Source organism: Streptomyces sp. NPDC050121 (assembly GCF_044460385.1).
GTDB lineage: Bacteria > Actinomycetota > Actinomycetes > Streptomycetales > Streptomycetaceae > Streptomyces > Streptomyces soliscabiei.
Genome location: NZ_JBITJV010000005.1, coordinates 1 through 20480, shown reverse-complemented (window position 1 = coordinate 20480; position 20480 = coordinate 1). Strand labels below are relative to the sequence as shown.

19 protein-coding genes are annotated in these 20480 nt (G+C 66.9%); 7 read left to right on the top strand and 12 right to left on the bottom strand.

The genetic code is table 11. The features are described from left to right. Nucleotides 1–26: 26 nt before the first annotated feature. The 5 genes from ACIBTS_RS09730 to ACIBTS_RS09710 all read left to right on the top strand — a co-directional run bounded on the left by ACIBTS_RS09730 (nucleotide 27) and on the right by ACIBTS_RS09710 (nucleotide 4312). A complete protein-coding gene (locus tag ACIBTS_RS09730; RefSeq protein WP_319676192.1) occupies nucleotides 27–461 on the top strand; it encodes a hypothetical protein in 435 nt (144 codons plus the stop codon). Beyond that, entirely contained in the window at nucleotides 461–2185 is a 1725-nt protein-coding gene (locus ACIBTS_RS09725) for a hypothetical protein (RefSeq protein WP_399318012.1), read from the top strand. Before ACIBTS_RS09730 ends, ACIBTS_RS09725 begins: the two co-directional genes overlap by 1 nt. A gap of 202 nt (nucleotides 2186–2387) precedes the next feature. After that, a complete protein-coding gene (locus ACIBTS_RS09720) occupies nucleotides 2388–3485 on the top strand; it encodes a S8 family serine peptidase (protein ID WP_399318010.1) in 1098 nt (365 codons plus the stop codon). A gap of 94 nt (nucleotides 3486–3579) precedes the next feature. Next, the gene (locus ACIBTS_RS09715; protein ID WP_319347728.1) at nucleotides 3580–3918 is read left to right on the top strand and encodes a WXG100 family type VII secretion target; all 339 of its coding nucleotides are present in this window, start codon (nucleotides 3580–3582) and stop codon (nucleotides 3916–3918) included. Nucleotides 3919–4009: 91 nt separating this feature from the next. After that, on the top strand, nucleotides 4010–4312 hold the full coding sequence (locus tag ACIBTS_RS09710) for a WXG100 family type VII secretion target (protein ID WP_399318009.1): 303 nt from the start codon (nucleotides 4010–4012) through the stop codon (nucleotides 4310–4312). A 164-nt stretch (nucleotides 4313–4476) separates the two neighbouring features. Here ACIBTS_RS09710 and ACIBTS_RS09705 read toward each other — a convergent pair whose 3' ends face one another. After that, nucleotides 4477–4755 (bottom strand): GntR family transcriptional regulator, encoded by a 279-nt coding sequence (locus tag ACIBTS_RS09705; RefSeq protein WP_399318007.1) that lies wholly within the window; start codon nucleotides 4753–4755, stop codon nucleotides 4477–4479. 520 nt (nucleotides 4756–5275) lie between these two features. Here ACIBTS_RS09705 and ACIBTS_RS09700 point away from each other — a divergent pair. Continuing rightward, nucleotides 5276–5491 carry a hypothetical protein gene (locus ACIBTS_RS09700; RefSeq protein ID WP_399318006.1) on the top strand — a complete coding sequence of 72 codons (216 nt, stop codon included), beginning with the start codon at nucleotides 5276–5278 and terminating at the stop codon, nucleotides 5489–5491. Nucleotides 5492–5899: 408 nt separating this feature from the next. Here the strand turns inward: ACIBTS_RS09700 and ACIBTS_RS09695 are convergent, their stop codons facing one another. The 11 genes from ACIBTS_RS09695 to eccCa form a co-directional block, all read right to left on the bottom strand. Then, nucleotides 5900–6289, bottom strand: a complete 390-nt coding sequence (locus ACIBTS_RS09695; RefSeq protein ID WP_399318004.1) for a hypothetical protein — start codon at nucleotides 6287–6289, stop codon at nucleotides 5900–5902. A gap of 13 nt (nucleotides 6290–6302) precedes the next feature. Then, on the bottom strand, nucleotides 6303–6965 hold the full coding sequence (locus ACIBTS_RS09690; RefSeq protein ID WP_399318003.1) for a hypothetical protein: 663 nt from the start codon (nucleotides 6963–6965) through the stop codon (nucleotides 6303–6305). Beyond that, the gene (locus tag ACIBTS_RS09685) at nucleotides 6965–9133 is read right to left on the bottom strand and encodes a hypothetical protein (protein ID WP_399318001.1); all 2169 of its coding nucleotides are present in this window, start codon (nucleotides 9131–9133) and stop codon (nucleotides 6965–6967) included. The genes ACIBTS_RS09690 and ACIBTS_RS09685 overlap by 1 nt, the downstream gene beginning before the upstream one ends. A gap of 5 nt (nucleotides 9134–9138) precedes the next feature. Next, complete coding sequence (locus tag ACIBTS_RS09680) at nucleotides 9139–9585, bottom strand: hypothetical protein (protein ID WP_399317999.1); 447 nt, start codon at nucleotides 9583–9585, stop codon at nucleotides 9139–9141. Nucleotides 9586–9868: 283 nt separating this feature from the next. Further along, entirely contained in the window at nucleotides 9869–10414 is a 546-nt protein-coding gene (locus ACIBTS_RS09675) for a hypothetical protein (protein ID WP_399317998.1), read from the bottom strand. Nucleotides 10415–10425: 11 nt separating this feature from the next. Further along, nucleotides 10426–10953 carry a hypothetical protein gene (locus ACIBTS_RS09670; RefSeq protein ID WP_399317996.1) on the bottom strand — a complete coding sequence of 176 codons (528 nt, stop codon included), beginning with the start codon at nucleotides 10951–10953 and terminating at the stop codon, nucleotides 10426–10428. After that, entirely contained in the window at nucleotides 10950–11471 is a 522-nt protein-coding gene (locus ACIBTS_RS09665; protein WP_399317994.1) for a hypothetical protein, read from the bottom strand. Before ACIBTS_RS09665 ends, ACIBTS_RS09670 begins: the two co-directional genes overlap by 4 nt. Before the next feature lie 11 nt (nucleotides 11472–11482). After that, on the bottom strand, nucleotides 11483–11944 hold the full coding sequence (locus tag ACIBTS_RS09660; RefSeq protein ID WP_399317993.1) for a hypothetical protein: 462 nt from the start codon (nucleotides 11942–11944) through the stop codon (nucleotides 11483–11485). Between the two features lie 104 nt (nucleotides 11945–12048). Next, nucleotides 12049–13863: an alpha/beta hydrolase gene (locus ACIBTS_RS09655; RefSeq protein WP_399317991.1), complete on the bottom strand. Its 1815-nt coding sequence runs from the start codon at nucleotides 13861–13863 to the stop codon at nucleotides 12049–12051. 19 nt (nucleotides 13864–13882) lie between these two features. Beyond that, entirely contained in the window at nucleotides 13883–14317 is a 435-nt protein-coding gene (locus tag ACIBTS_RS09650; RefSeq protein WP_399317989.1) for a hypothetical protein, read from the bottom strand. Between the two features lie 221 nt (nucleotides 14318–14538). Next, nucleotides 14539–18519, bottom strand: coding sequence for a type VII secretion protein EccCa (eccCa, locus tag ACIBTS_RS09645; protein ID WP_399317987.1), 3981 nt, complete (start codon nucleotides 18517–18519; stop codon nucleotides 14539–14541). Nucleotides 18520–18748: 229 nt separating this feature from the next. Here eccCa and eccD point away from each other — a divergent pair, with 229 nt between their 5' ends. Continuing rightward, nucleotides 18749–20260, top strand: a complete 1512-nt coding sequence (gene eccD, locus ACIBTS_RS09640; RefSeq protein WP_399317985.1) for a type VII secretion integral membrane protein EccD — start codon at nucleotides 18749–18751, stop codon at nucleotides 20258–20260. The last annotated feature ends 220 nt before the right edge of the window (nucleotides 20261–20480 follow it).

Sequence of the window (20480 nt, the reverse complement as noted above, 5' to 3'; positions counted from 1 at the left end):
AGCGGAATACGGGGAGATGGGCTGTCGTGATTCCTGCGGACATGGGCGGGGGCGCCCCCGACGTACGGCGTGGCTACATGGCGCTCTCGACGTTCAAAAAGCGGGTGGACGACCTGCTCACGGCCTTCGAGAAATCCGCGGGCGGCTCGGCGAAGGTCGGGGACCACAACCTGTCGGAGGCGACGTTCGGCGCGGGGCACTTCCCGGAAGCACAGGCACTCCACCTCCAGTACGCGCGCGTGCATGAGCGCATCACGGCCCTGTCCAAGTCGCTGGGACTCCAGTTGGAGGCGATGCAGATCGCCGTGCACGGCGTGGACGTCACCTTCGACAACCTCGAAGAGGAGCTTCGGTACCGGTTCCACGAGATCCGCACCGAGGTCAACCGGGACCGGGAAGAGGCGCTGAACAAGCAGATCCAGCGGACCAACGACGCCGACCACACGGACGCGGGGTACTGATGAGCGGCGACAAGAAGAAGCCGGCCCACCCGGACCACTACCAGGCCGAACGCCAGGACGCCGCCCAGCAGAACTCCGGCGTGGACGATGCCGTCAACAAGGCCGCGGTGATCAGCCCGGCGCCCGCCGGCAGCCCCGGCGGCTTCGGCAAGACCAGCTTCGAGGGCTACGACCTCAACGCCATGATCGACATCGTCGAGTCGGCGAGCCCGGAAACCATGGAGAACGCGGCGACGGCCCTCGTCGACGCCCGGGACGCCATCAACGACGCCGCCAACGAACTCAGCCGCAACCTCGGCAACGTCGACTGGGAGGGCGAGGCCCACACCGCCTTCTACACCTGGGGCATGAACCTCACCACCACAGCCCTCGCACTCGCCAGCTACACCGACGAGGTAGGCACCCAGGTCCTGGCAGCCAGCTCCGGCCTCGCCTCGGTACGCAAGTCAATGCCCCCACGCGACAACCGCACCGACCCCAAGAAGGTCGACGACATCCCGACACCACAGCGGGTCGAAGGCAACGCGGAGTACGCGGCGGCGGTCGCGGCCGAGAAGGACCGCCAAGAGGCGATCAACCAGATGTACCGACTGGCGTCCTTCTACACGGTGTCCAGCGGGATGATGGAACTGGCGGAGGAGCCGGTGTTTCCGGAGATGCCGGGGGTGGGGGTTCCGGAGCCGCCGCCGTCCTTTGAACCTCCGGAGACGCCGATCTCGAGACAGCGGTCACTTTCGGCTGCAAGTGATTTGGGAACCACGCGACATCATTCTGTGTCAACTGGAGTGGAGCGACCGCATGCGGAGGACTTGGCGTCATCCCATAAAAGCGGGGACGAAACCAACAGGCTTCCCGAGCGGCACGTGGGCACGGAGATCGACAGCGTCGGCTCATTGCCGCCGTCGGACACAGTGAAGCCGATGATCGTCACCCCGCCCTCGACGACAGGCCCCAACGCGACTCCAGCGGGGATGGCCCCTCCTTTTGCCCCCACTGGTGTATCTCCCACTTCCCGAGGGGCGGTCGGGCGTTCCTCAGGGTTCGGCGGCGTACCGGTAAGTAAGCTTCCTTCCTCGGCGCAGGGGCGCGTAGGCGGTACGCCGGGCGGTACCGCGGCAGGGCGTACGGGATCTGGCCCAATGGGGCAGACAGGGCGTACCGCCGCAGCAGAGAAAGCAGGCGGTCGCACCACTGGTCCCATGGGACGAGGTGTAGTCGGAGGGGCACCGAAGGCCGCCGGGCAGGAGGTAGGACGCACTGGCGCTATCCCACGTGGTCCCGTCACCGGCATGGGTGCCACGAACCCCGGACGTCCGGGCGCTGGGCGCACTGGCGCCGCACGTACCGGCGATGGCGTTGTCGGCGGGAGGCCTGTCCCCGGCGGTGCCCCAGGCGCCAACGGCTCCAGGTTGCCGCGTGGCACGGTCGTTGGAGGTGAGGGTGCGTCCCCCTCGCGTGTCCCGGGCGAGAGGCCCGGCCAGCGTGGGGTGATCGGGACTCCAGGCTCGAAGACGGGCACACGCGGGGGACAGGAGGCTCGCCGCCCCGTCGGTAGCCCAGATGGTGTGGTCGGAACGCCGAAGGGACGCGTGTCCGGAAGCAGGAACAACGGAAACATGCCCGGCGGCTCGGGCGCGGCGCGGCGTTCTGCGCGCAATAAGGGTCCAGACGAGACACTGTCGCGCCGCGACGAGCGGCGCGATGACGCGTCGGCGACCGACTGACCGGACAAGAGCGAGGACAGACAGAGGCATGGTGGCAGGGATCAGCCGACGCAGCGGGCCGAGTGCGTCATTCGCGGGACGAAATGGGAGACGTGTTTCCGCCGTCTGTTCAGCGGTCGGTGCATTGGTTGTCCTTTCGGCCGGTCTGGCTCCGAGTGCGTCGGCCGCTGACGCTCAGCCCCAGCAGTGGTACTTGTCTGCGATGAAGGCCGACGAGATGTGGAAGGTGAGCACCGGCAAGGGCGTCAAGGTGGCCGTGGTTGACACGGGGGTCAACCCCAACACTCCTTCTCTGAAAGGGCAGGTGCTCGTTGGCGAGGTACCGAAAGCCGTCAGCTACAAGGCGACTGAGGACTACACGGGGCACGGGACAAGCATGGCGGAACTCATTGCTGGCACTGGTGCAGGTGGTGGGCTGAAGGGCCTTGCTCCAGGCGCGAAGATTGTTCCCTACCGGATCTCGCTCAAAGGCCTGGAGAGCAAGGCCGAACGGGCAAAAGCCCCTAATAAAGCAGCGGTGATCAGAGCTATCGCTGATAGTGATGTCAAAATCATCAACCTGTCTTATACGGGTAACGTCTCCTATCCCGACATGGAAGCTGCGATCAAATACGCGCAGTCCAAGGGGAAGTTGATGATTGCGGGCACGGGCAATGACGCCGGAGAGAAGAATTCAATCGGGTACCCAGCTGCTTTCCCGTATGTAGTCGGCGTTGCCGCTTCGGACGAGTCAGGAGCAGTCGGAAAGTTTTCGGAGTACGGCAACTACGTTGACCTGGCGGCTCCTGGGCTCGACGTACCTGCCTGGTGTGATGAGACGTTCCGCTCTTATTGTGTCGGTGAGGGAACGAGTATGGCCACTGCCATCACCTCCGCCTCCGCCGCCCTAATCTGGTCCGCCCACCCCAAGTGGACCGCCAACCAGGTCCTCGCCAGCCTGATCGACACCGCCGGCCGCGACTGGGCGAAGGACAACCCGAGCACGTACCTCGGATACGGACTGATTCGCCCCCGCATGGTGCTGGAGAAAAGCGACTTCAACCCGGGCCCGGCCAACACCGACCCGCTCGCCAAGGAAAACGCGGCAGGCGTCACGGGCGAGATCAGCAACTCACCGTCCGCTTCGGCATCAACCTCGCCACAGCCCTCGAAGGGCACTTCAACCGGCGAGACTTCGGCAGCATCTACCTCCGACACTTCCGACAACTCCACGATGTGGGTTGCACTCGGAGCCGCAGCAGCGGTCCTGGTGATCGGCGGCGGCGCCTTCGCGGTGATCCGCTCGCGGCGAGGCGCCTGAACGACCCACACACGACGACCGGTCACACGCACAAACGATTCTCGCGCAGCGAAGCGCGTAGAAGCGACCACAGCTCACGAAAGGGAGTGCCGAAATGGTCGACCGCAAGCTCAATGACGGCGACGTACAGAAGCTCCAGAAGGAAGTCATCGATCGATACGACAACATCAGGGGCTCCCTCGCGAAGCTGCAGGGCACGATCGACATGATCGAGAAGGCGTGGACCGGCCAGGGTGCCAACGCGTTCAACACCAAGCAGACGGAGATCAACGGCCACATGGCCGCGATCGGCAAGATGCTCGACGACTTCCTCGAGGGCATCCACATGACCAAGACCGACAAGCAGAACCTCGAAGACCAGATCACGGCCGACATGACCAAGATCTCGGTCGAGGACCTCGGTGGAAAGACCTCGGCGCTCAACAGCTATTGACGAGCTCCGGGCGAGCCACTGGCGGCGCTGAACCACGCCGTTCTCCGGACCGCGAAGTCCGGCTGAAATCTTCAGAGAAACGAGGGAAGAAATGTCCGGAGCCCACTACGAGGAACTCGCCGTCACCTACGGCACCATGGACGCGCTCGCCACCGAACTCGGCGACCAGGCCAAGAAGCTCGAGGAAGACCTCGAGGCGCTGCGCCAGGCCGTGCTCAACGTGTCTGCGGGCTGGGGCGGCGAGGCGTTCCAGCAGTTCCAGAGCAAGAGCGAAGAGTGGAACAAGCACGCCCGAGGCATCCACGCGGCGCTGCTCCAGATCTCGCACAAGGTCCACGGCGCCGGCGGTGACTACCGCGGCGGCGACCTGAAGGGCGCCAGCTACTTCATGTAGTAGCAAGCACGTACTTCGGAGCACAGGGTGGGCACGCACGGGAGGTGCCCACCCTGTGCTCCGCCGCGAGCGCAAGAGGCGGCGGCGAAGGTGGCAGAGCCGCAGGAAACGGGGGATACGAGGTGGTGTTCGCCTCCCGGCGCCTTGAAGCAGTGACCTGCCCGTCAGTCGTCGGCCTTGCCGTCCTCAGACGTATCGGCGGGCACGGCGATGACGAACACACCCTTGCCCTGGACTCCTTGAACGATTCCCTCGGCCTGTAGTGCCTCGACGGCGGACTTGATGGTGCGGCGGCTGACTGCACCGCCCGTCTCCTGCTCCAGTTCGTGCTGAGAAGGGATGCGGCGGCCAACCGGAATCTCGCCGCGCCGGATGCGCTCGCGCAGGGCGGAAGCAAGCTGCACGTACATCGGAACAATGCTCTCCCGGTCGATTTGTATCATGCCCTGGAGCGTAAAAGGCCAGCTCAAGCCAGCATAGGGCGACTTAGCACGTAAAAATACGTACCAAGACGTGCCAAGTGGGCGTACAGTCGATGTCAGTAGAAGACCCCCGCGACGGTGGGCGCCGTCCGGGGGCATGGCCACCAACCCTGTGGAGGTTGATGACAGTGAGCATTATCCATGCGCTGCTGCGCTGGATCCTGGGCGTGTTCGCGCCTGGCACCGGCAGGCGGAGGGCGGGTACACACTCCGCGCTACCGGTCCCCAACTGCATCCCCAGGAGTCCCGGCGCAATGGTCGTACGGCTCCCCGCACCACGATCTCCGTACGGGCTGCCCGAGCCCCTCGATGGCGCCTCCACGGCCCCAATCCGCCCGTACGTGCTTGCGGCGGAGCGGGCTCACCGGGAACGGGAGTGTGAGCAGGCAAGGCAGTCAGAGCGTCGTGTGGCGGTGGTCCCGGCGGCGGACTTTGGTATCGACCTCGACCGGCATGTCATCGGTGCGGAGAGGGTGGCGTGATGGCGACAGGAAACAAGGCAACGCGCCCGCCGGTGCGGATGTGCGTGCGCTGCCAGGTGACGACCGAGGCCCCAGTCGTGGTCGGCGTGGTCCACCAGAACTCGGGGCCGGGCTTCGTCGTGTACGCCTGCCAGACGTGCGCCGCGCACTACCCGCCGCAGCCGGATGTCCTCACCGTCCTGCCCCCGTCTCGCCGAGCCGGGGGTGAGCAGTGAGCGTGAGGTCTGGCAGAACGACGGGGGAGGCGCGGGAGCTGTCGCCGGAATGCACGCTGGCACGTCGGCCTGGGTACGAGGACGTGCACGCCTCGTGCCGCCGCCTGCGGGACATTCCGCTCCCACATGGCGGGGGCCTGCTGCTGGTACGCAGTTGCAGCTGCGCCTGCCATCGCCCGTCGGCGGAGGGGGCTCAAGTGAGCGCCGGCACCCCATCCCAGCGGAGGCCTGGCGTCCCACGCTGAGCATCTACCGCGTGGGCTGGATCGGGCCGCTACGTCGGCCCGATCCAGAGCCTGGCGGTGGTGCCGATGCGAATGTGCTGCGGTACTGCCTTTGGTGGCCGTCCCGCTGCTGTCTTCGCTGTAGGAGCCTGGGCGCTGTCGCTCGTGCTGGTACTCAAGCGGTTCAGGTGTCCGTGGAAGGGGCCTGAGGGAGAGGCGGCGGCGGAGGAGGCGGGATCGGTGGCCGAGACGGGACCCTGAGCGCGGGCGGGGCCACTGATGGGGGCAGAGGAGGCGGCGCCGGCGGTGGGGGCGGCACCTCCACGAACTCCGGCAGAACCGGGCCCCCTGCGCGCAGCCGCTCGATGGTCTGCTCGGCCCGGCGGCGGGCGAGCGGGCCGTCGTCACGTACGAAGTGGAGCCCGATGCGGCCGCGTCCGAGATTGTGAGTGGCGAGCAACCTGTAGCCGAGGGCGTGGGTGATCTCCTCGATCCGGCGCTTGCGCGATGCTCGGGTGCGCAGCTCGACACGACCACGCCCGTCGAAGTGCGCGATGATCTCCTCGTCCCTCACCGGCTCACTCCTCTCAGTCGTTCTCGTAGCGAGGCAATTGCTGGGGAAAGTCGCGAGGGTCCTTGCACTCGGCCAGCTTGTAAGCGTGCTCGGTGAGGCGGTAGGCGAAGTCGGTCAGGGTCTGCCGCAGCGGTCCGTCCGAGATCTTCACACTTCCGTCGACACGGGCCTCACCGATCACCGCATAGGGCTCTGAGGCGTTGTACTCGGGGACGGCGGGCGGCGTGCAGGGCACATACACGGATGAGGTGCCGTTTTCGGAGTTGATCTGCGCCAGAGCTTCAATGGCACCCACGGACACACGAATGATTGTTTTCTGACCACCGGTTTCCTGATAGTACTTGAGCCACTCCTCACTGGAAGCGGACTGGACTTGTGCTTCGCCAGACAGGCCCGAGTCGTTGCTCGTGGTGACGTAGCAGGAGAAGGAAAGGTCGTCCCCGACGCCTCTGCTGTGGGAGCCATTATCCACCGATCGCGCATTCGGCAGGACCTTAGTGACCACGCTCCGCTCCAGCGTGCCTTCACACATTTTCTCCGGGAGCATATACAGGCCCTTGATGAAGAAGAGCCAAGTGGCACCACCCAGGAGACTCAGGACCACAAGGCAGAGCACGAGACCCTTCCCGCTCTCCCACGTGGCGATTTTTTCCCGGCTCCACGTCGACTTGTCCACTAGGGTCGCTCCTTCGTGCGGTTCAACAGCTCACTGGCGCCGTCCCAGCCTTCGTTGACAGCGTTGCGGACCAGATCGGCAGTGCCGTCCCTGGGCAGGTCCACGTGGCGTCGATCGAGCGCTTCCAGGGTCGACCACTGTGCCTGCTGGTTGACGGATTCCCGCATCTCGTAGAGGTCCTTGGCACTCGCGTACAGTGCTTCGTCCTTGGCGCCCTTGAGTTCCTGGCCTTCGAGTAGACGGTCAACGGCCGATCCCGCGACAGCTCCTAGCATTCCTCCGCCCACGGCCCCCATCGCTGCTCCTCCATATGCGTCGGGTACCGAGAAGTTGGCCAACCCGATGGCGACCCAAGTCTTGGCGAAATCCCCCTTCGCCTTCAAGGCGTCGTTGTAGTCTTTCTCTCCCTCGATGGCACCGCTTACTTCCGCGTCGGCGGCGGAATGCCCAACGATGCCCTCGATCATTCCCGCGTTTCTGCCGATGTCCGCAAGGACCTGACTTCGGGGACCGTCGAACAACGACGGGTCGGAGAGGTGTGCCTCGAGGAGATTTCCGGTGTAGATGCTCTCTCCGTACACGATCCCGGCCCGGCCAGCGGGGTCCGCGGACACCGCGGAAAGGAATCGCATCACATCGCGAACCTCCCCCAGGCCATCGGGATTCTCGCTGTTCGAGAGGAAAACTGCTCCTGATTCAGCGCCCAGTTTCTGGCTGATCTCCGGCATGTAGGAAGCCGCCATGTTCCCGAAGCTGTCGCCCAGCCCCTTGCTCACCAGGCTCGCGCCCTCGCCAGGCTGTGCCACCGCGCTCATGATGTTGGCCATGATCCCCACTTGCGCGGCGCTGTGAGGTGGTGCCGGCGATGTGAAGTCACCAGCGGCGATCCCGGTGACCGCCGCCTCCAGTGCGTGCCCCAGAGACTCTCCCCGGCCCGTGTACATCGTGGTGCCCAGCATGTGATCCAAGTCCGACTTGGACTTGAACGCGTGCGTTGCCGCCTCGGGGTTGTGGGAGAGGCCTTCGAACAACCCCTCCAGCGGGTCCCGTCCGTTGCCGTCGCCGAAGACAAGGTCCAGAGCGTCATACCCCTTGACCCACAGGTCATGGGTGCCCGCGTCCCCCGCGCCCTTGTCCGCCTTGAACACCTTCTCCCGGTAGTCGTCCAGGAACTCGGTGTCGTACTGCCCCTCCCGCATCAGGCTGCTGATGACCTGGGAGCCCAGAGCCCCGATCGGGCTGAAGGAGTCCGCGGCGCGCAAGTTGGTGTTCCGTTCGGCGATGAGGTCCTTCTTCCAATCCTGCATGGCGTCCGAGTCGGAGAAGGACGCCGTGGCCAGGGTGAGGCTCAGATTGTTCTGGAGGCTCTTCATCGTCTCGAGCTCTGAGCCCCTGGCCCCGGCGTGCGCCGAGGTCATCTCGGTCCAGAACTGGAGTGTCCCTTTGGGCCCGAGGCGCGTGGCGAACTGTTCCGCGAAGAGGGAGTCGCCGTTGTACAGCTCCATCGTGCGGTTGAAGTCCTTGATGTCGTCGAGGCTCATGTCGGCAGGGTTCTTGGCCATCTTCGCCAGCTTCTCCGCTGCCGCGACGGCCTTGGCCGCGGAGTCCCGGTCGGCGTAGGAGGCGTCGGTGAAGCCGTACTTGGCCTGGTCGACGAGAAGCCGCAGGACTTTCGCGGCGCTGTTGTCGCTCTGCGTCGCCTTGGTCAGGATGCCCTGGATCTCGTCGCGGAAGGCGTCTACCACCTTCTGATCCGTCACGCCGGTCTTTCCGCTGGGGTCGGACGCCCAGTCGGGCCGGGTGTTCCCGGCGACGGTGAACGTGCCCTCACCGGTGTCGACCACAGTCAGGTGCTGCTCCGCGGCCCGCCTGATCGCGTCGTTCAACTGAGTCCGATATCCGATGAGTTCACCGCAAGTGTCGCTGAGGATCTTGGTGATGGAGTCGGCCTGGGTGTGCGCGTCGGCGAACTCGGCCGCTGTCTTGGTGATGAACTCGCGGGAGACAGTGGCGTTGACCCCGGCCCACTTGGCCGTGTCTGCCTTGGCCTTGAGGTTGCTCTCCGCGTCTTTCTGTAGATCCGCGAGCTTCTTCGTCATCTGCTCCCAGTCGGTGACCGCTTCACCGAGCTTGGAGAAGTCCCCGTGGCGCAGAGCGTCGAGGTCCATCGGTGTCAGTGGCCCTTCCGGTCGTCGAAGCCCTCGTCCAGCAGAGCGATGCTGCTGACCGCGCCGGCGATGTACGAGTCGTCGGCAGCGTGCTGGTTCTTCGTGAACCGCAGGTGGTTGGAGATGTGGGCGCAGGCGTCCAGCAGGGTCTTCGTCTGCTCGCTCCAGCGCTCCGTCGCATGCTCCAGCGCGGCGCCCAGCGCGAATCCCTCACCCTTGAGTCCGCCTGCCGCCGCCGCGGAGGCCACGCGCGCGTGCCCGCTGTAGGTCGTGAAGTCCTCGAACAGGTCGTGGGCCGCCTTGCCGACCGCTTCCAGGTCCTGGTGGCCGGCCACCAGGTCGCCCTGTGTGCCGTCCCCGCCCTGGTCGGCCGGGTACTGGTTGAGCTGCATCCGGGTGGCATGCTGATCGGCCGCCGCGGCCTTCACCTGCTCCCACTCGTCCCACGCCATGCGCGAGCCCCTTCCCCGTGTCCCCGTGAAGCCCGTCCGCCGGACGGGACAGTTGCGCCAAGCTACCAACACGCCAGATTCGTGAACTCGGTTCAAGTCAGTTCACGGATCTCACCGTACTTTCGCGTCCTTGCCCGACCAGACCACGACTCCCGGCCGACTGCCGGACGTCTTACCCTTGACTTTCGGCAGATCATCGATGCGGCCTTGCCGAGACTTGCCTACCTCTCCTGCAACTGCCCCTATCGCCGAATCCAGAGCCGCGCGGTGGCACGCCGGAAACTCATCCCTGCTCTGAGTCATTCGCCGACCGAAAGCGCTTTGAGTACAGGTTTACCTCAATGAGCGGCTCGTGGCCGTCCAGTCCCTTGAGCCAGGTGATTTCAGCCTGACTGAGCGTCTTTTCGTGGACAGTCAGGATTTGCATGTTCTTGTTCTTGCTGCCGTCGTTGCCGACCTTATCGATCTTCCAGCCCTGGTGGGGGAGCCCCTGACGTAGATTGGCCATGCCCTTCTCCATGACGTCGTTCCCCGCCCCATACCCCGACCAGGGGTGCCGGATCCTGTACAGCTTCCCCGAGTCGCCGTCACCGGAGTCACAGGGCTGAACATTCGGCCCCGGTTTCGTGGCCTTGCTCTTGATGCTCATGGCATCGAAAATCCGGCTGGAAAGCTCCGAGATTTCGGTCTTGACCGTATCGGTGGACCGGGACTTCGGCTCGTAGTCCAACGAGTTCTCACTCGCCTGTGAGCATGCCGCCAGCAGAGCGCAGGCCGCCATCACATACATGAGTTTTGCAACGCTGCTACGGGGCGCGCTGGCGGCCACGGGCTGATCTGTCAAAACCTCTCGACCTCTTGGCCGTCGGGGACCTTGTAGCACCCGGAGATGAGGTCCAGGCTCAACATCGGTGGGTCGTCCTTCGCCATGGCGACGACCTTGACACTGACCTTCTTCTTGTCATTGTCAGCGGTGAGATTCATGTTCTTGTTCTTGCTGGTGTCCGGCCCGTAGTTGACGATCTCCCACCCATTCTTCGGCAGTTGCTCCTTGAGTCTTTTCATCGCTACGTCGAGGTCGCTCACCGACACCGGGACGAAGCTCCAGGGGTGCAAGATTCGAAAGTACGTCTTCGTGTCTTTTCCCGAACAGTCCAGGACTGTCGGACGGCTGTCGGATGCCTTTCCCTTGACGCCGATCAGGTCGTAGATACCGCTGGACACCTTTTCCAGGGTATCCGAGGCATCACGCGAGGTGCTCGTGCCGACGAACGGGATTTCATTGGCGTCGTCGTCCGTCGTGCTGCATCCGGTGAGGACGAGAGGTACGGCGAGCAAGAGAGCGCCCAGCTTGATGTGTTGGCTCACTTGGACCGATAACAGGCAGATTCGACCGTTACCTCGATGAGTGAAGGATCATCGCCGTACTTTCGCTCATCGAGCAATCGCACATCCACCGCGAATTCCTTCCCGCTGGACTCGGCGACGATCTGCGGACTCTTGGCAGAGCTGTCATCGACGCCGTCCTTGACGATCGTCCTGCCCTTCTTGGGCAATCCTGCACGGAGGCGGTCCGTGGCCTTCTCCGTGTCCGCCACGGGAACCCGGTTGATGCTCCACGGATGGCGGGCGCGGTAGACCTCCTCATCCGAGTCGTAGTCCGTGCACCGAGAAGTCATGGCCCCGGTGTCGGTCACTTTTCCCTTGAGTGCCATGATCTCCAGGATTCGGCTGGACGTCTGCTCGACCTCCGCCTTGACCGCATCCCCGTCGCGTACTTCCATACCGGATGTCTCACTCCCTTGTGAGCGTGCCGCCAGCGGAGCACGGGTCGCCATCACATACATGAGTTTTGCAACGCTGCTACGGGGTGCGACGGCGGCCACGGACTGATCTGTCAAAACCGCTCGACCTCTTGGCCGTCGGGGACCTTGTAGCAGCCGGACACGAGGTCCAGGCTCAGTTTCGGCGGATCGTTCTTCGCCATTTGGGCGATGTGGACGCCCACCTTCGCCTTATCGTTATCAGCGGTCAGGGTGATGTTCTTGTTCTTGCTGGTGTCCGGGCCGTATTCGACGATTTTCCACCCATTTTTCGGCAGTTCCGTCTTGAGTCGCTCCATAGCAACGGCGAGGTCACTCGCCGAGGCGGGATAGAAACTCCAAGGGTGGAAGACCCGGAAATAGGTCTTCGTGTCCTTGCCCGAACAGTCCATTACCCCTGGCTGAGTGTCGGACGCTTTACCCTTGACGCCGATCAGGTCGTAGATACCGCTGGACACCTTTTCTAGGGTATCCGAGGCATCACGCGAGGTGCTCGTGCCGGCGGACGGGATTTCATCGGAGTCGTTGTCAGTCATGCTGCATCCGGTGAGAATAGTGAGGACGAATGGTACGGCGAGAGCGCTGAGCTTGGTCTTCACGTAAGGGGGCCTTACTTCGGCGGACAGGGTTGCCGGCTTATCTACTTCACGTGTGCCCATGGGTCCGGTGGTGGCTTCAGAGGCGCGTCATCACCCTTCCCGGCAACGACCAGGGCCTGATTCTTCAAACTCTGCGAGCTCGTTCCGGAGTCTTCGTCCCTGTCCCAATAGCCACTGTGTCCTTCGGTGTCCGTGGTCAGCTGGTTGGCGCCGAATTCGGGGTCGCTGGGGATGATGAAGTCTTTCCCGCTGTGGCCCAAGCGGCCGAGGTCCGGAACCACGTCTCCGTCAGCCTCCTCGTTCCACACATGACCGCTGGGGACGTCCAGCTCATCGGCACCGGACACCTTGACGCCAGGGCTGCCTGCGAAGACGAGGTCATCGGCGTTGAGATGGCCCGTCTGGGCCGCAGCACCTACGAGGGTTGTTCCGTACGAGTGCGCGATCACGGTGGTGTGGGACGGTGAATCACCGGAGTGAGATGCGTCGAGTCCATCCATGAAACCGCGGAACGCCGGCGCGCCGTCATACGCGTAGTGTTCGAACGGTGCGTCCTTCACGACGTCATCAGGTGCGTCGTAGCCGAGCCAAGTGATCGTGGACACAGTTTTTCCGTCGGCTTCGTCATGGGCAGCACGCCAGACGTTTTCCATCCGGTTCATGTTCCCCTCGATTCCCGGCAGGTCCGACGTCGTACCGGGAACATAGACCGCCGTGTGATCCGCGGTGTCAGGGTTTCCGTTGGCGACGATCGCCCGGCCGTCTCCTTCGGTGCTGAATCCCAGCAGATACGCTTCGGGCAGTCCGTTCGTGCCGGTCTTGTCGAAGCGCGTCTGGATGCTCTGCATTCCCTTGAGATTGTTGGTCAGCAGGTTGTACCGATCGCCGTACTTGTTGTGCCACTCCATCCACTCATCGGTGTGAACCTTGGACGGGTAGCCCCCCGCGGTGATGTAGGTCCACTCATTGGGCGGTGGCTTCGGGATGGAGTTCAGCTCTGTCTGCATAGCGCCCCGCGCCTCGTCGAACACGATGCGGTTGGCCTCGTCCCGGACCGTGGCCGGCAGTCCGTCGAGCGCGCCCACGGAATCGGGACGCATGGAGATCCATGCCGCCTGCTGCTCCGCGTCGAGTCCCTTCCACCACTCCGCGTTGTCCTTGGGGCTGCCGTCCTTGGGCGGCTGGGGCAGCGAGTCGAGGTACTTCTTGCCCGCCTCCTTCACGCCGCTCGTGTCCGAGGACGCGTCGGCCCAGTCCTTGTCTGAGACGGTCAGGTCGTCGTCCGCCTTCAGCGCGCGCAGTTTCGGGGCCCACTTCTCGTCGGCCTCCGTTGCTTCCTTCAGCGCCGCGGCGATCTGGTCGGCGTAGTCCTGGGCGAGGCGGTGGTTGGGGTTGGGGTCGACGTTGGCAGCCTGGCGGCCGATCGCTGCGGCTGTGCCGTCCGTCAGGCCGCTCACCGTGCCGCCGTCGGGGATCTTGCCGTCGGCGTCCTTCTCCCCGCCCGCCGGATACGACACCGAACCGTCGGCGTTCACCGTGAGCTTGGCGGCCTGGGCACCCGCGAGCGCCCCGTCGAGCTTGGACTTGGCGGCTCCCACCTCGTACGAGAAGGCTTCCAGCGCGGTGCTGACCAGGCCACATTCGACCTGGACGTAGTGGAAGTTCTTACCAAGTTCCCCCAGTTGCGTGATCGCCGCAGTCGCCGCCTCGCCCTTCAGGGAGTTCCGCATCGCTACGACGATCTGGTTCTCGATGCGGTCCTTGGCAGCGCTCGCCATGTCAGAGGTGCTGCGATAACCGTCGGCCGCTTCCGAGTACTCCGTCGGCTTGAGGGCCTTGAGCGTTGCGAGGTCCATGATGTCTCGTTACTGCCTCTCAGCTCTTGCCGCCGACGGGCGGAGTATCCGCGTAATCCACCTTCAGGTTGCCGATCTCGACCTCGATCGCCTCGTCGGTCTTGAGCTGGTCGTTGCCCGCCTTCTCCAGCAGACCCGAGAGCTTCCCGCAGCGCGCGCTCACGTTCTTGACGTAGGTCTCCCACGAGTCGTGGACGTCCTTCTGGGCCGCAGCGGTCAGGCAGCCGGCATCCTCGCCAAGGCCCTTCTGCCCGCCCACCAGCTTCGCCACCGCCTTGCCGATGTCCTCGCGGAGCGAGCCGACGTCCTGACCGGCCTTGGACCAGGCGGGCTTGTTCGACACCAGCGTGCCGGTGCCACCGCCCGGGTCCAGTGGTACGTGGTTCAGTTGCATCTGGGCCGCGTGATGCTCGGCCGCCGCACTTTTGAGCTGTTCCCACTCTTCCCACGCCATGCGTGAACCTCTTCCCCCGTGTCCCCGTGTCCCCGTGTCCCCGTGTCCCCGTGTCCCCGTGTCCCCGTGAAGCCCGCCCGCCGGACGAGACAGTCACGCCCGCTGCCAGCAGCCAGCCCCGTGAACCCAGTTCAAGTGAGTTCACGGAGCTCACCATACTTTCCCCAATTCACCGCGCACGGCTTGACGGCGAGTGAGGCGAGGTCCGCGAGGCCCGCGAACTACGCCCGCTCATCGGCCCCCTCCTCCACCCACCCCACCTGCACCAACGGCTTCCCCCGCCGCCGCGAAACAAAGACCCCCCGCCCCGCAGGCATCGGACGAGGCCGTACGCCCCCCAGGAGGTCCCCCTCGCCGGGGTCGCCCGCCAACACCACACCCTGCGCGCCCAGTTCCTTGATGCGCTGCATGAACGCCTCGTACCCGGCCCGCCCCGCACCCGCCGTCGACCGGGCGACGATGAACCGCACGCCCACGTCCCGGGCGAACGGCAGCAGTTCCGTCAGGCCGGCCAGCGGGTTGCCGCTCGACGTCGCCACGAGGTCGTAGTCGTCGACGACGACGTACACCGTCGGTCCACGCCACCAGCTCCGGTCGCGCAGTTGCTGTGCCGTCACGTCGGCCGTCGGCGTCCGGCGCTTCATCAGGTCCGCCAGCGCGGCCATGTGATGCTCCATGGCGTTGGACATCGGGATGTACTCGGCCAGGTGGGAGGACGGGGTCACGTCCAGCAGCGACCGCCTGTTGTCGACGACGAACAGCTTGCACTCGTCGCCCGAGTACCGCTCCGTCAACTGCTTGATCAGCAGCCGCAGCAGGTTCGACTTGCCGGACTCGCTCTCGCCGAAGACGAGGAAGAACGGGTCCTGCTCGAAGTCGACGAAGACCGGTTCGAGGGCGTTCTCGTCGAGGGCGAAGGCGACGCCGCGGCGCGGGAACCGGCTCCCCGGCGGCAGCGAGGCGGCCGGGAACTCGCGCGGCAGCAGCCGTACTTCCGGAGCGGGCGGCGCCTGCCAGTGCCGGGCGACCTCCGTGGCCAGCGCCTGGGTGGCGTCGGAGAGCTCGGTGTCGGAGGTGAGGCCGTCGATCCGCGGCACCGCCGCCATGAAGTGCAGCTTCTGCGGCGACTGGCCACGGCCCGGAACGCCCGCCGGGACGTTCGCGGCGACCTTGCGGTCGATCTCGGAGTCCATCGTGTCGCCGAGCCGCAGCTCCAGGCGGTTCATCAGATGGTCCTTGAGGGCGGCCCTGACCTCCATCGAACGCGAGGCGGTCAGCACCAGGTGGATGCCGTAGCCGAGGCCGCGCGCCGCGATCTCATGGATGATCTGGTCCATGGCCTCGTAGTCCGCGCGGAAGTTGCCCCACCCGTCGATGACCAGGAAGACATCGCCCCACGGCTGGTCCGTCACCGAGATGTCGCCCCGCGCCCGCCTGGCCCGGAAGTCCGCGATCGACGGGATTGAGGCCGAGCGGAAGTACTCCTCGCGGCGGGTCAGCACGCCGTACACCTCGGCCACCGTGCGCCGCACCCGCTCCGGGTCCAGCCGCGAGGCGATCCCGCCGACGTGCGGCAGGCCGGCCACCGTCGCCATGCCGCCACCGCCGAAGTCGAGGCCGTAGAACTGGACCTCGTGCGGGGTGTGGGTGAGGGCGAACGCCGAGATCAGCGTGCGCACCAGCGTCGACTTGCCGGACTGCGGGCCGCCGACGATCTGCATGTGGCCCGCCGCGCCGGAGAAGTCCACCCAGAGGGAGTCGCGGCGCTGCTCGAACGGCTTGTCGACCAGACCCACCGGCACGACCAGCCGGCCCGCGCCCTCGTAGCCGGGCTGGGTGAGTCCGCGGCCCTGCGCGGCCGTGAGCCCCGGCAGCAGCGCGTCCAGCGACGGCGGGCTGTCCAGCGGCGGCAGCCACACCTGGTGCGCCGCCGGGCCCTGCGCCTCCAGCCGCCGCACGATCACGTCGAGGACGGTGTCGGCGAGGGCCTCGTCGACCTCGGGACCGTCCCCGGAACGCAGTTGCTGCGGCACGGCCGCGTACCGCACCGGCACCTCGGCCGAGGTGAACAACACCGGCCGCCGGTCCACCGGCAACGGGCCGCCGCCCGCCGCGGCCCGCTGACCGCCCGAGCGGTAGACCCCGGACACGTATGCCGCCTTGAACCGCACCATTTCGTCCGTGCCGAACTTCAGGAACCCCGAACCCGGCACGTTCGGCAGCGAGTACGCGTCGGGCACGCCCAGCGCCGCCCGCGACTCCGCCGCGGAGAACGTCCGCAGACCGACGCGGTACGACAGGTAGGTCTCCAGGCCGCGCAGCCGGCCCTCCTCCAGACGCTGAGAGGCCAGCAGCAGGTGCACGCCGAGCGAGCGGCCGATCCGGCCGATCTGCACGAACATCTCGATGAAGTCCGGCTTCGCCGTCAGCAGCTCGCTGAACTCGTCGATCACCAGGACCAGGGAGGGAATCGGCTGCAGGGCCGCGCCCGCGGCCCGCGCCTTCTCGTAATCGTGGATGTTGGCGTAGTTGCCCGCGTCCCGCAGCAGCTCCTGACGGCGGTTGAGCTCGCCCCGGATGGAGTCGCCCATCCGGTCGACCAGCGTCAGGTCGTCCGCCAGGTTGGTGATCACGGCCGCCACGTGCGGCATCTGCGCCATGCCGGCGAAGGTCGCACCGCCCTTGAAGTCGGCGAGCACGAAGTTCAGGGTCTCGGAGGAGTGGGTGACCGCCAGGCCCAGCACCAGGGTGCGCAGCAGCTCGGACTTGCCGGAACCGGTGGCGCCCACACACAGACCGTGCGGACCCATGCCCTCCTGCGCCGCCTCCTTCAGGTCCAGCATCACCGGACGACCGTCCTCGCCCACCCCGATCGGCACCCGCAGCCGCTCCGCAAGCGAACGCGGCCGCCAGGTGCGCGACGGGTCCACGGACGCCGCGTCCCCGAGGTTCAGCAGGTCGGTGAACTCCAGGTTGGCCAGCAGCGGTTCGTCGTCGTCCCCGCCGGAGGCCATCCGCAGCGGGGCGAGCTGCCGGGCGAGCGCCTCGGCGGACTCCGGCGAGAGGGCGTCGGGCGTCCCCTCGTAGACGGCCCCGTGCGCCGACTCCAGCCGCAACACGCCGGGCTGTACGACGATGTCCAGCTCGCCGCCCGTCCCCGTGAGCTCCCCGGGGACGATCTCGAGGACCGTCACGCCCTGCAGCCCCTCGGGGTTGGCCAGGACCGAGTCCGGGGGGAGGGAGACGCCGTCCAGGACGACGACGAGGTGCGGTTCGTCGGGCAGCGGCGCGGCGTTCGGGTGGAACCGCGGCCGGCCGGCGAGCCGCGCCCCGAGCAGCTGCTCCAGCTCACGGGTGTCGGCGCCGATCAGCCTGCGGCTGCCCGCCCCGTCCACGGCGCCGGACGCCTGGACGTGCGGCAGCCACTTGGCCCAGTCCCAGTGCGGCAGTTCCTCCCGGCCCGCCGCGACGACGAGGACCAGGTCCTGAGGCGAGTGCAGCGCCGCCAGCGAACCGGCCAGGGCACGGGCGCAGGAGCGCGCCGACTGCGGCTCGCCGCTGACCGTGACGTGGTAGAAGGCGCGCAGCGACACGGCCATCGGCAGGTCGTCCAGGCTGTCGTGGACGGCGATGAAGCGCTGCAGGGCGCCCGCCGTCAGCGGCTCCAGCTGCTCCACCGGGCCGGTCTCGGGGGGCAGGAGCGGGGTGGCCAGCGCCTGGACGCCCAGGCCTACGCGGACCTGGGCGAAGTCCTCGTCCCCGGGCCGCCGTTCCCACACCCGGCTGCCCTCGGCGACCAGCGCCCACAACTGCTCGGGGGAGGGGTGCAGGTAGTACTGCGCGTCCCGCTGGGCCCGCGCGGTGTCGAGCGCGGTGCGCCGGGTCTGCGCCAGGTAGCCCAGGTAGTCCCGGCGCATGTCCGCCAACTGCCCCTGCGAGCCGCGGCGGAAGCGCACCACCATCGCGATCGACATCGCCACCGTCGAGGCGATCATGACCATGCCCATGATTCTCATGAACGGCTGCCCGCTCGTGAAGAAGAAGACCACCGAGCCGCCCATGCCGAGCGTCGGCAGCAGTTGCATCAGCACGCTCTCCTGATGCCCCCGCGGCAACTCCGGCGGAGGCTGCAGGACGACCTCGCCCGTGGGCACCTCGGACGGCAGCGCCCGTGGCGGGCGCTTCACGACGATATGGCTCACTGCTCACCAATCCCCTTGCGAGGCCCCCGAAATACCGTCCGCCACCCCGTGTCAGGCGGACGCAGGCCGCCGCGTGATCCTACTGACTGTCGCTGCGACCAGAGGGCGGTAGGGTGCCGGATGTTCGCGTGAGCACACCCGCGGGCCGCCCGGCGCACGCACCGGAGCGGGACTCCACACCGCACTTTCACACCGTCGACGCGGAACCATCACTGAGGGGGAGCAGCAGGTGAGTATCGCGGCCTCCGCGGCAGCCACCGGAGAAGGGCGCGGCAACGGAACCGCTCCCGCGGCGGCGACGGGCCTCGGCTTCTGCCGGGTCACCATCGTCGCCCCCGACAGCCGGATCGACGTGGCGCTGCCCGACGACGTCCCCGTCGCCGACATCTACCCGGAGATCCTCAGGCTCTCCCGGCAGAGCCCCGCGGAGGGCGCCCCGGTCGGCTACCACCTCGTCCGCCGGGACGGCGCCGTCCTCGACAGTTCACGCTCGTTCGCCGCCCAGCACATCCTCGACGGCGAACTCCTCACCCTGCGCCCTTTCGCCGAGTCGCTGCCGCCCGCCGTCTTCGACGACGTGTCCGAGGCGGTCGCCTCCGCCGTGACGCGCGAGCACACCCTGTGGAGCGGCGACCTGACCCGCGCCGCGGGCCTCGTCGGCGGAGGCGTCCTGCCGGCCCTGCTGGCCTTCGTGGCCTGGACCGGCGACCCGCACCACGACATGAACAGCCTGCCCGGCGTCCTCGCCGCGGTCGTCGGCGTCCTGCTGGTCGCCCTCGCCTGTGTCCGGGCCCGCGTCTACGACGACCGCGGCTCCGCCGTCGCCCTGGGACTCGGCGCCCTGCCAGGCGTGGCGGTGGCGGGCTCCGGGCTGCTCCCGCTCGCCGACGGCCAGGGCATCGGCAGACTCCAGTTCCTGCTGGCCTGCGCCGCGGTCCTGCTGGCCTCGGTGCTGCTCACCCTGTGCTCCCCCCGCGGCGACGGCCCCTTCGTCGCCTTCGTCGTCGCCTCCGGCGCGGGCCTGGCGGCCGTGTTCGCGGCGACCCTCGCGCACTGGACCCCGGCCGAGACCGCTGCCCTGTGCGCGCCCGTCGGCGTGGGCGCCCTGGCCTTCCTGCCCGGCCTGTCCATGCGCTTCGCCCGCCTGCCGATCGGCTTCGACGCCCCGGACTCCGGCACGCGCAGCGCCTACGGCACCGACCCCACCCCCCGGGAACCGGTCGACGCCGAGCGGATCGCCGCCCAGGCCCGCCGCGGCCACGAACTCCTGGTGGGCCTGGTCGGCGGCTGCGCGGTGATCACCGTCGGCGCCTGCACGGTCCTCGGCTTCTCCGACGACGTCTGGGCCCAGCTCCTCGCGCTGGCCACGGGCATCGCCCTGCTGATGCGCGCCCACCTCTTCCGCTACACCGCCCAGGTCGCGCCCGTGCTGGCCGCCGGCCTCGCCTCCCTCGTCCTGCTCGGCCTCGGCCTGGCCCTCGACCCGCCCCACTCGGCGATCCGCGCCGCCCTCACGGGAGACCGCGCCGACCTGGACATCCGTACGATCTGGCTGGTCGCCGCGATCGCCGCGGCCTCCGCGATCGTCACCGCGGTCGGCCTGATCACCTCGCGCGGCGGTCTCACGCCGTTCTGGGGCCGGTTCACGGAGATCGCCGAGGGCTTCGTCCTGCTGACCCTCGTACCGCTGGCCCTGGCCGTCTTCGACGTGTACGCGACCGCCCGCTCGATGACCGGCTGAGAGCCTGTGTCATATTCCCGGCCGGGCGTGCGACGCCTGGCACGCACTCCCCCAGAGGGGGGACCCCCAGCCGCGTTGCCGAAACACCCACGTGACTCCTCCCCCACTCTCGACTGCGCTCGAGCGGGGGGTGCCTCTATGTCTTTCGTCAAGCGAGGCGTGGGGTTCGGGGTTCGTAGAAGGTGCCGTCGCGGAGCATCGCGAACAGCACGTTGATCCG

Excerpts from the sequence above, each read along its gene's own strand:
- ACIBTS_RS09725 (WP_399318012.1), top strand. The coding sequence starts at position 461 with ATGAGCGGCGACAAGAAGAAGCCGGCCCACCCGGACCACTACCAGGCC.
- ACIBTS_RS09720 (WP_399318010.1), top strand. The coding sequence starts at position 2,388 with ATGAAGGCCGACGAGATGTGGAAGGTGAGCACCGGCAAGGGCGTCAAG.
- ACIBTS_RS09715 (WP_319347728.1), top strand. The coding sequence starts at position 3,580 with ATGGTCGACCGCAAGCTCAATGACGGCGACGTACAGAAGCTCCAGAAG.
- ACIBTS_RS09710 (WP_399318009.1), top strand. The coding sequence starts at position 4,010 with ATGTCCGGAGCCCACTACGAGGAACTCGCCGTCACCTACGGCACCATG.
- ACIBTS_RS09705 (WP_399318007.1), bottom strand. The coding sequence starts at position 4,755 with ATGATACAAATCGACCGGGAGAGCATTGTTCCGATGTACGTGCAGCTT.
- ACIBTS_RS09700 (WP_399318006.1), top strand. The coding sequence starts at position 5,276 with ATGGCGACAGGAAACAAGGCAACGCGCCCGCCGGTGCGGATGTGCGTG.
- ACIBTS_RS09685 (WP_399318001.1), bottom strand. The coding sequence starts at position 9,133 with ATGGACCTCGACGCTCTGCGCCACGGGGACTTCTCCAAGCTCGGTGAA.
- ACIBTS_RS09680 (WP_399317999.1), bottom strand. The coding sequence starts at position 9,585 with ATGGCGTGGGACGAGTGGGAGCAGGTGAAGGCCGCGGCGGCCGATCAG.
- ACIBTS_RS09660 (WP_399317993.1), bottom strand. The coding sequence starts at position 11,944 with ATGACTGACAACGACTCCGATGAAATCCCGTCCGCCGGCACGAGCACC.
- ACIBTS_RS09655 (WP_399317991.1), bottom strand. The coding sequence starts at position 13,863 with ATGGACCTCGCAACGCTCAAGGCCCTCAAGCCGACGGAGTACTCGGAA.
- ACIBTS_RS09650 (WP_399317989.1), bottom strand. The coding sequence starts at position 14,317 with ATGGCGTGGGAAGAGTGGGAACAGCTCAAAAGTGCGGCGGCCGAGCAT.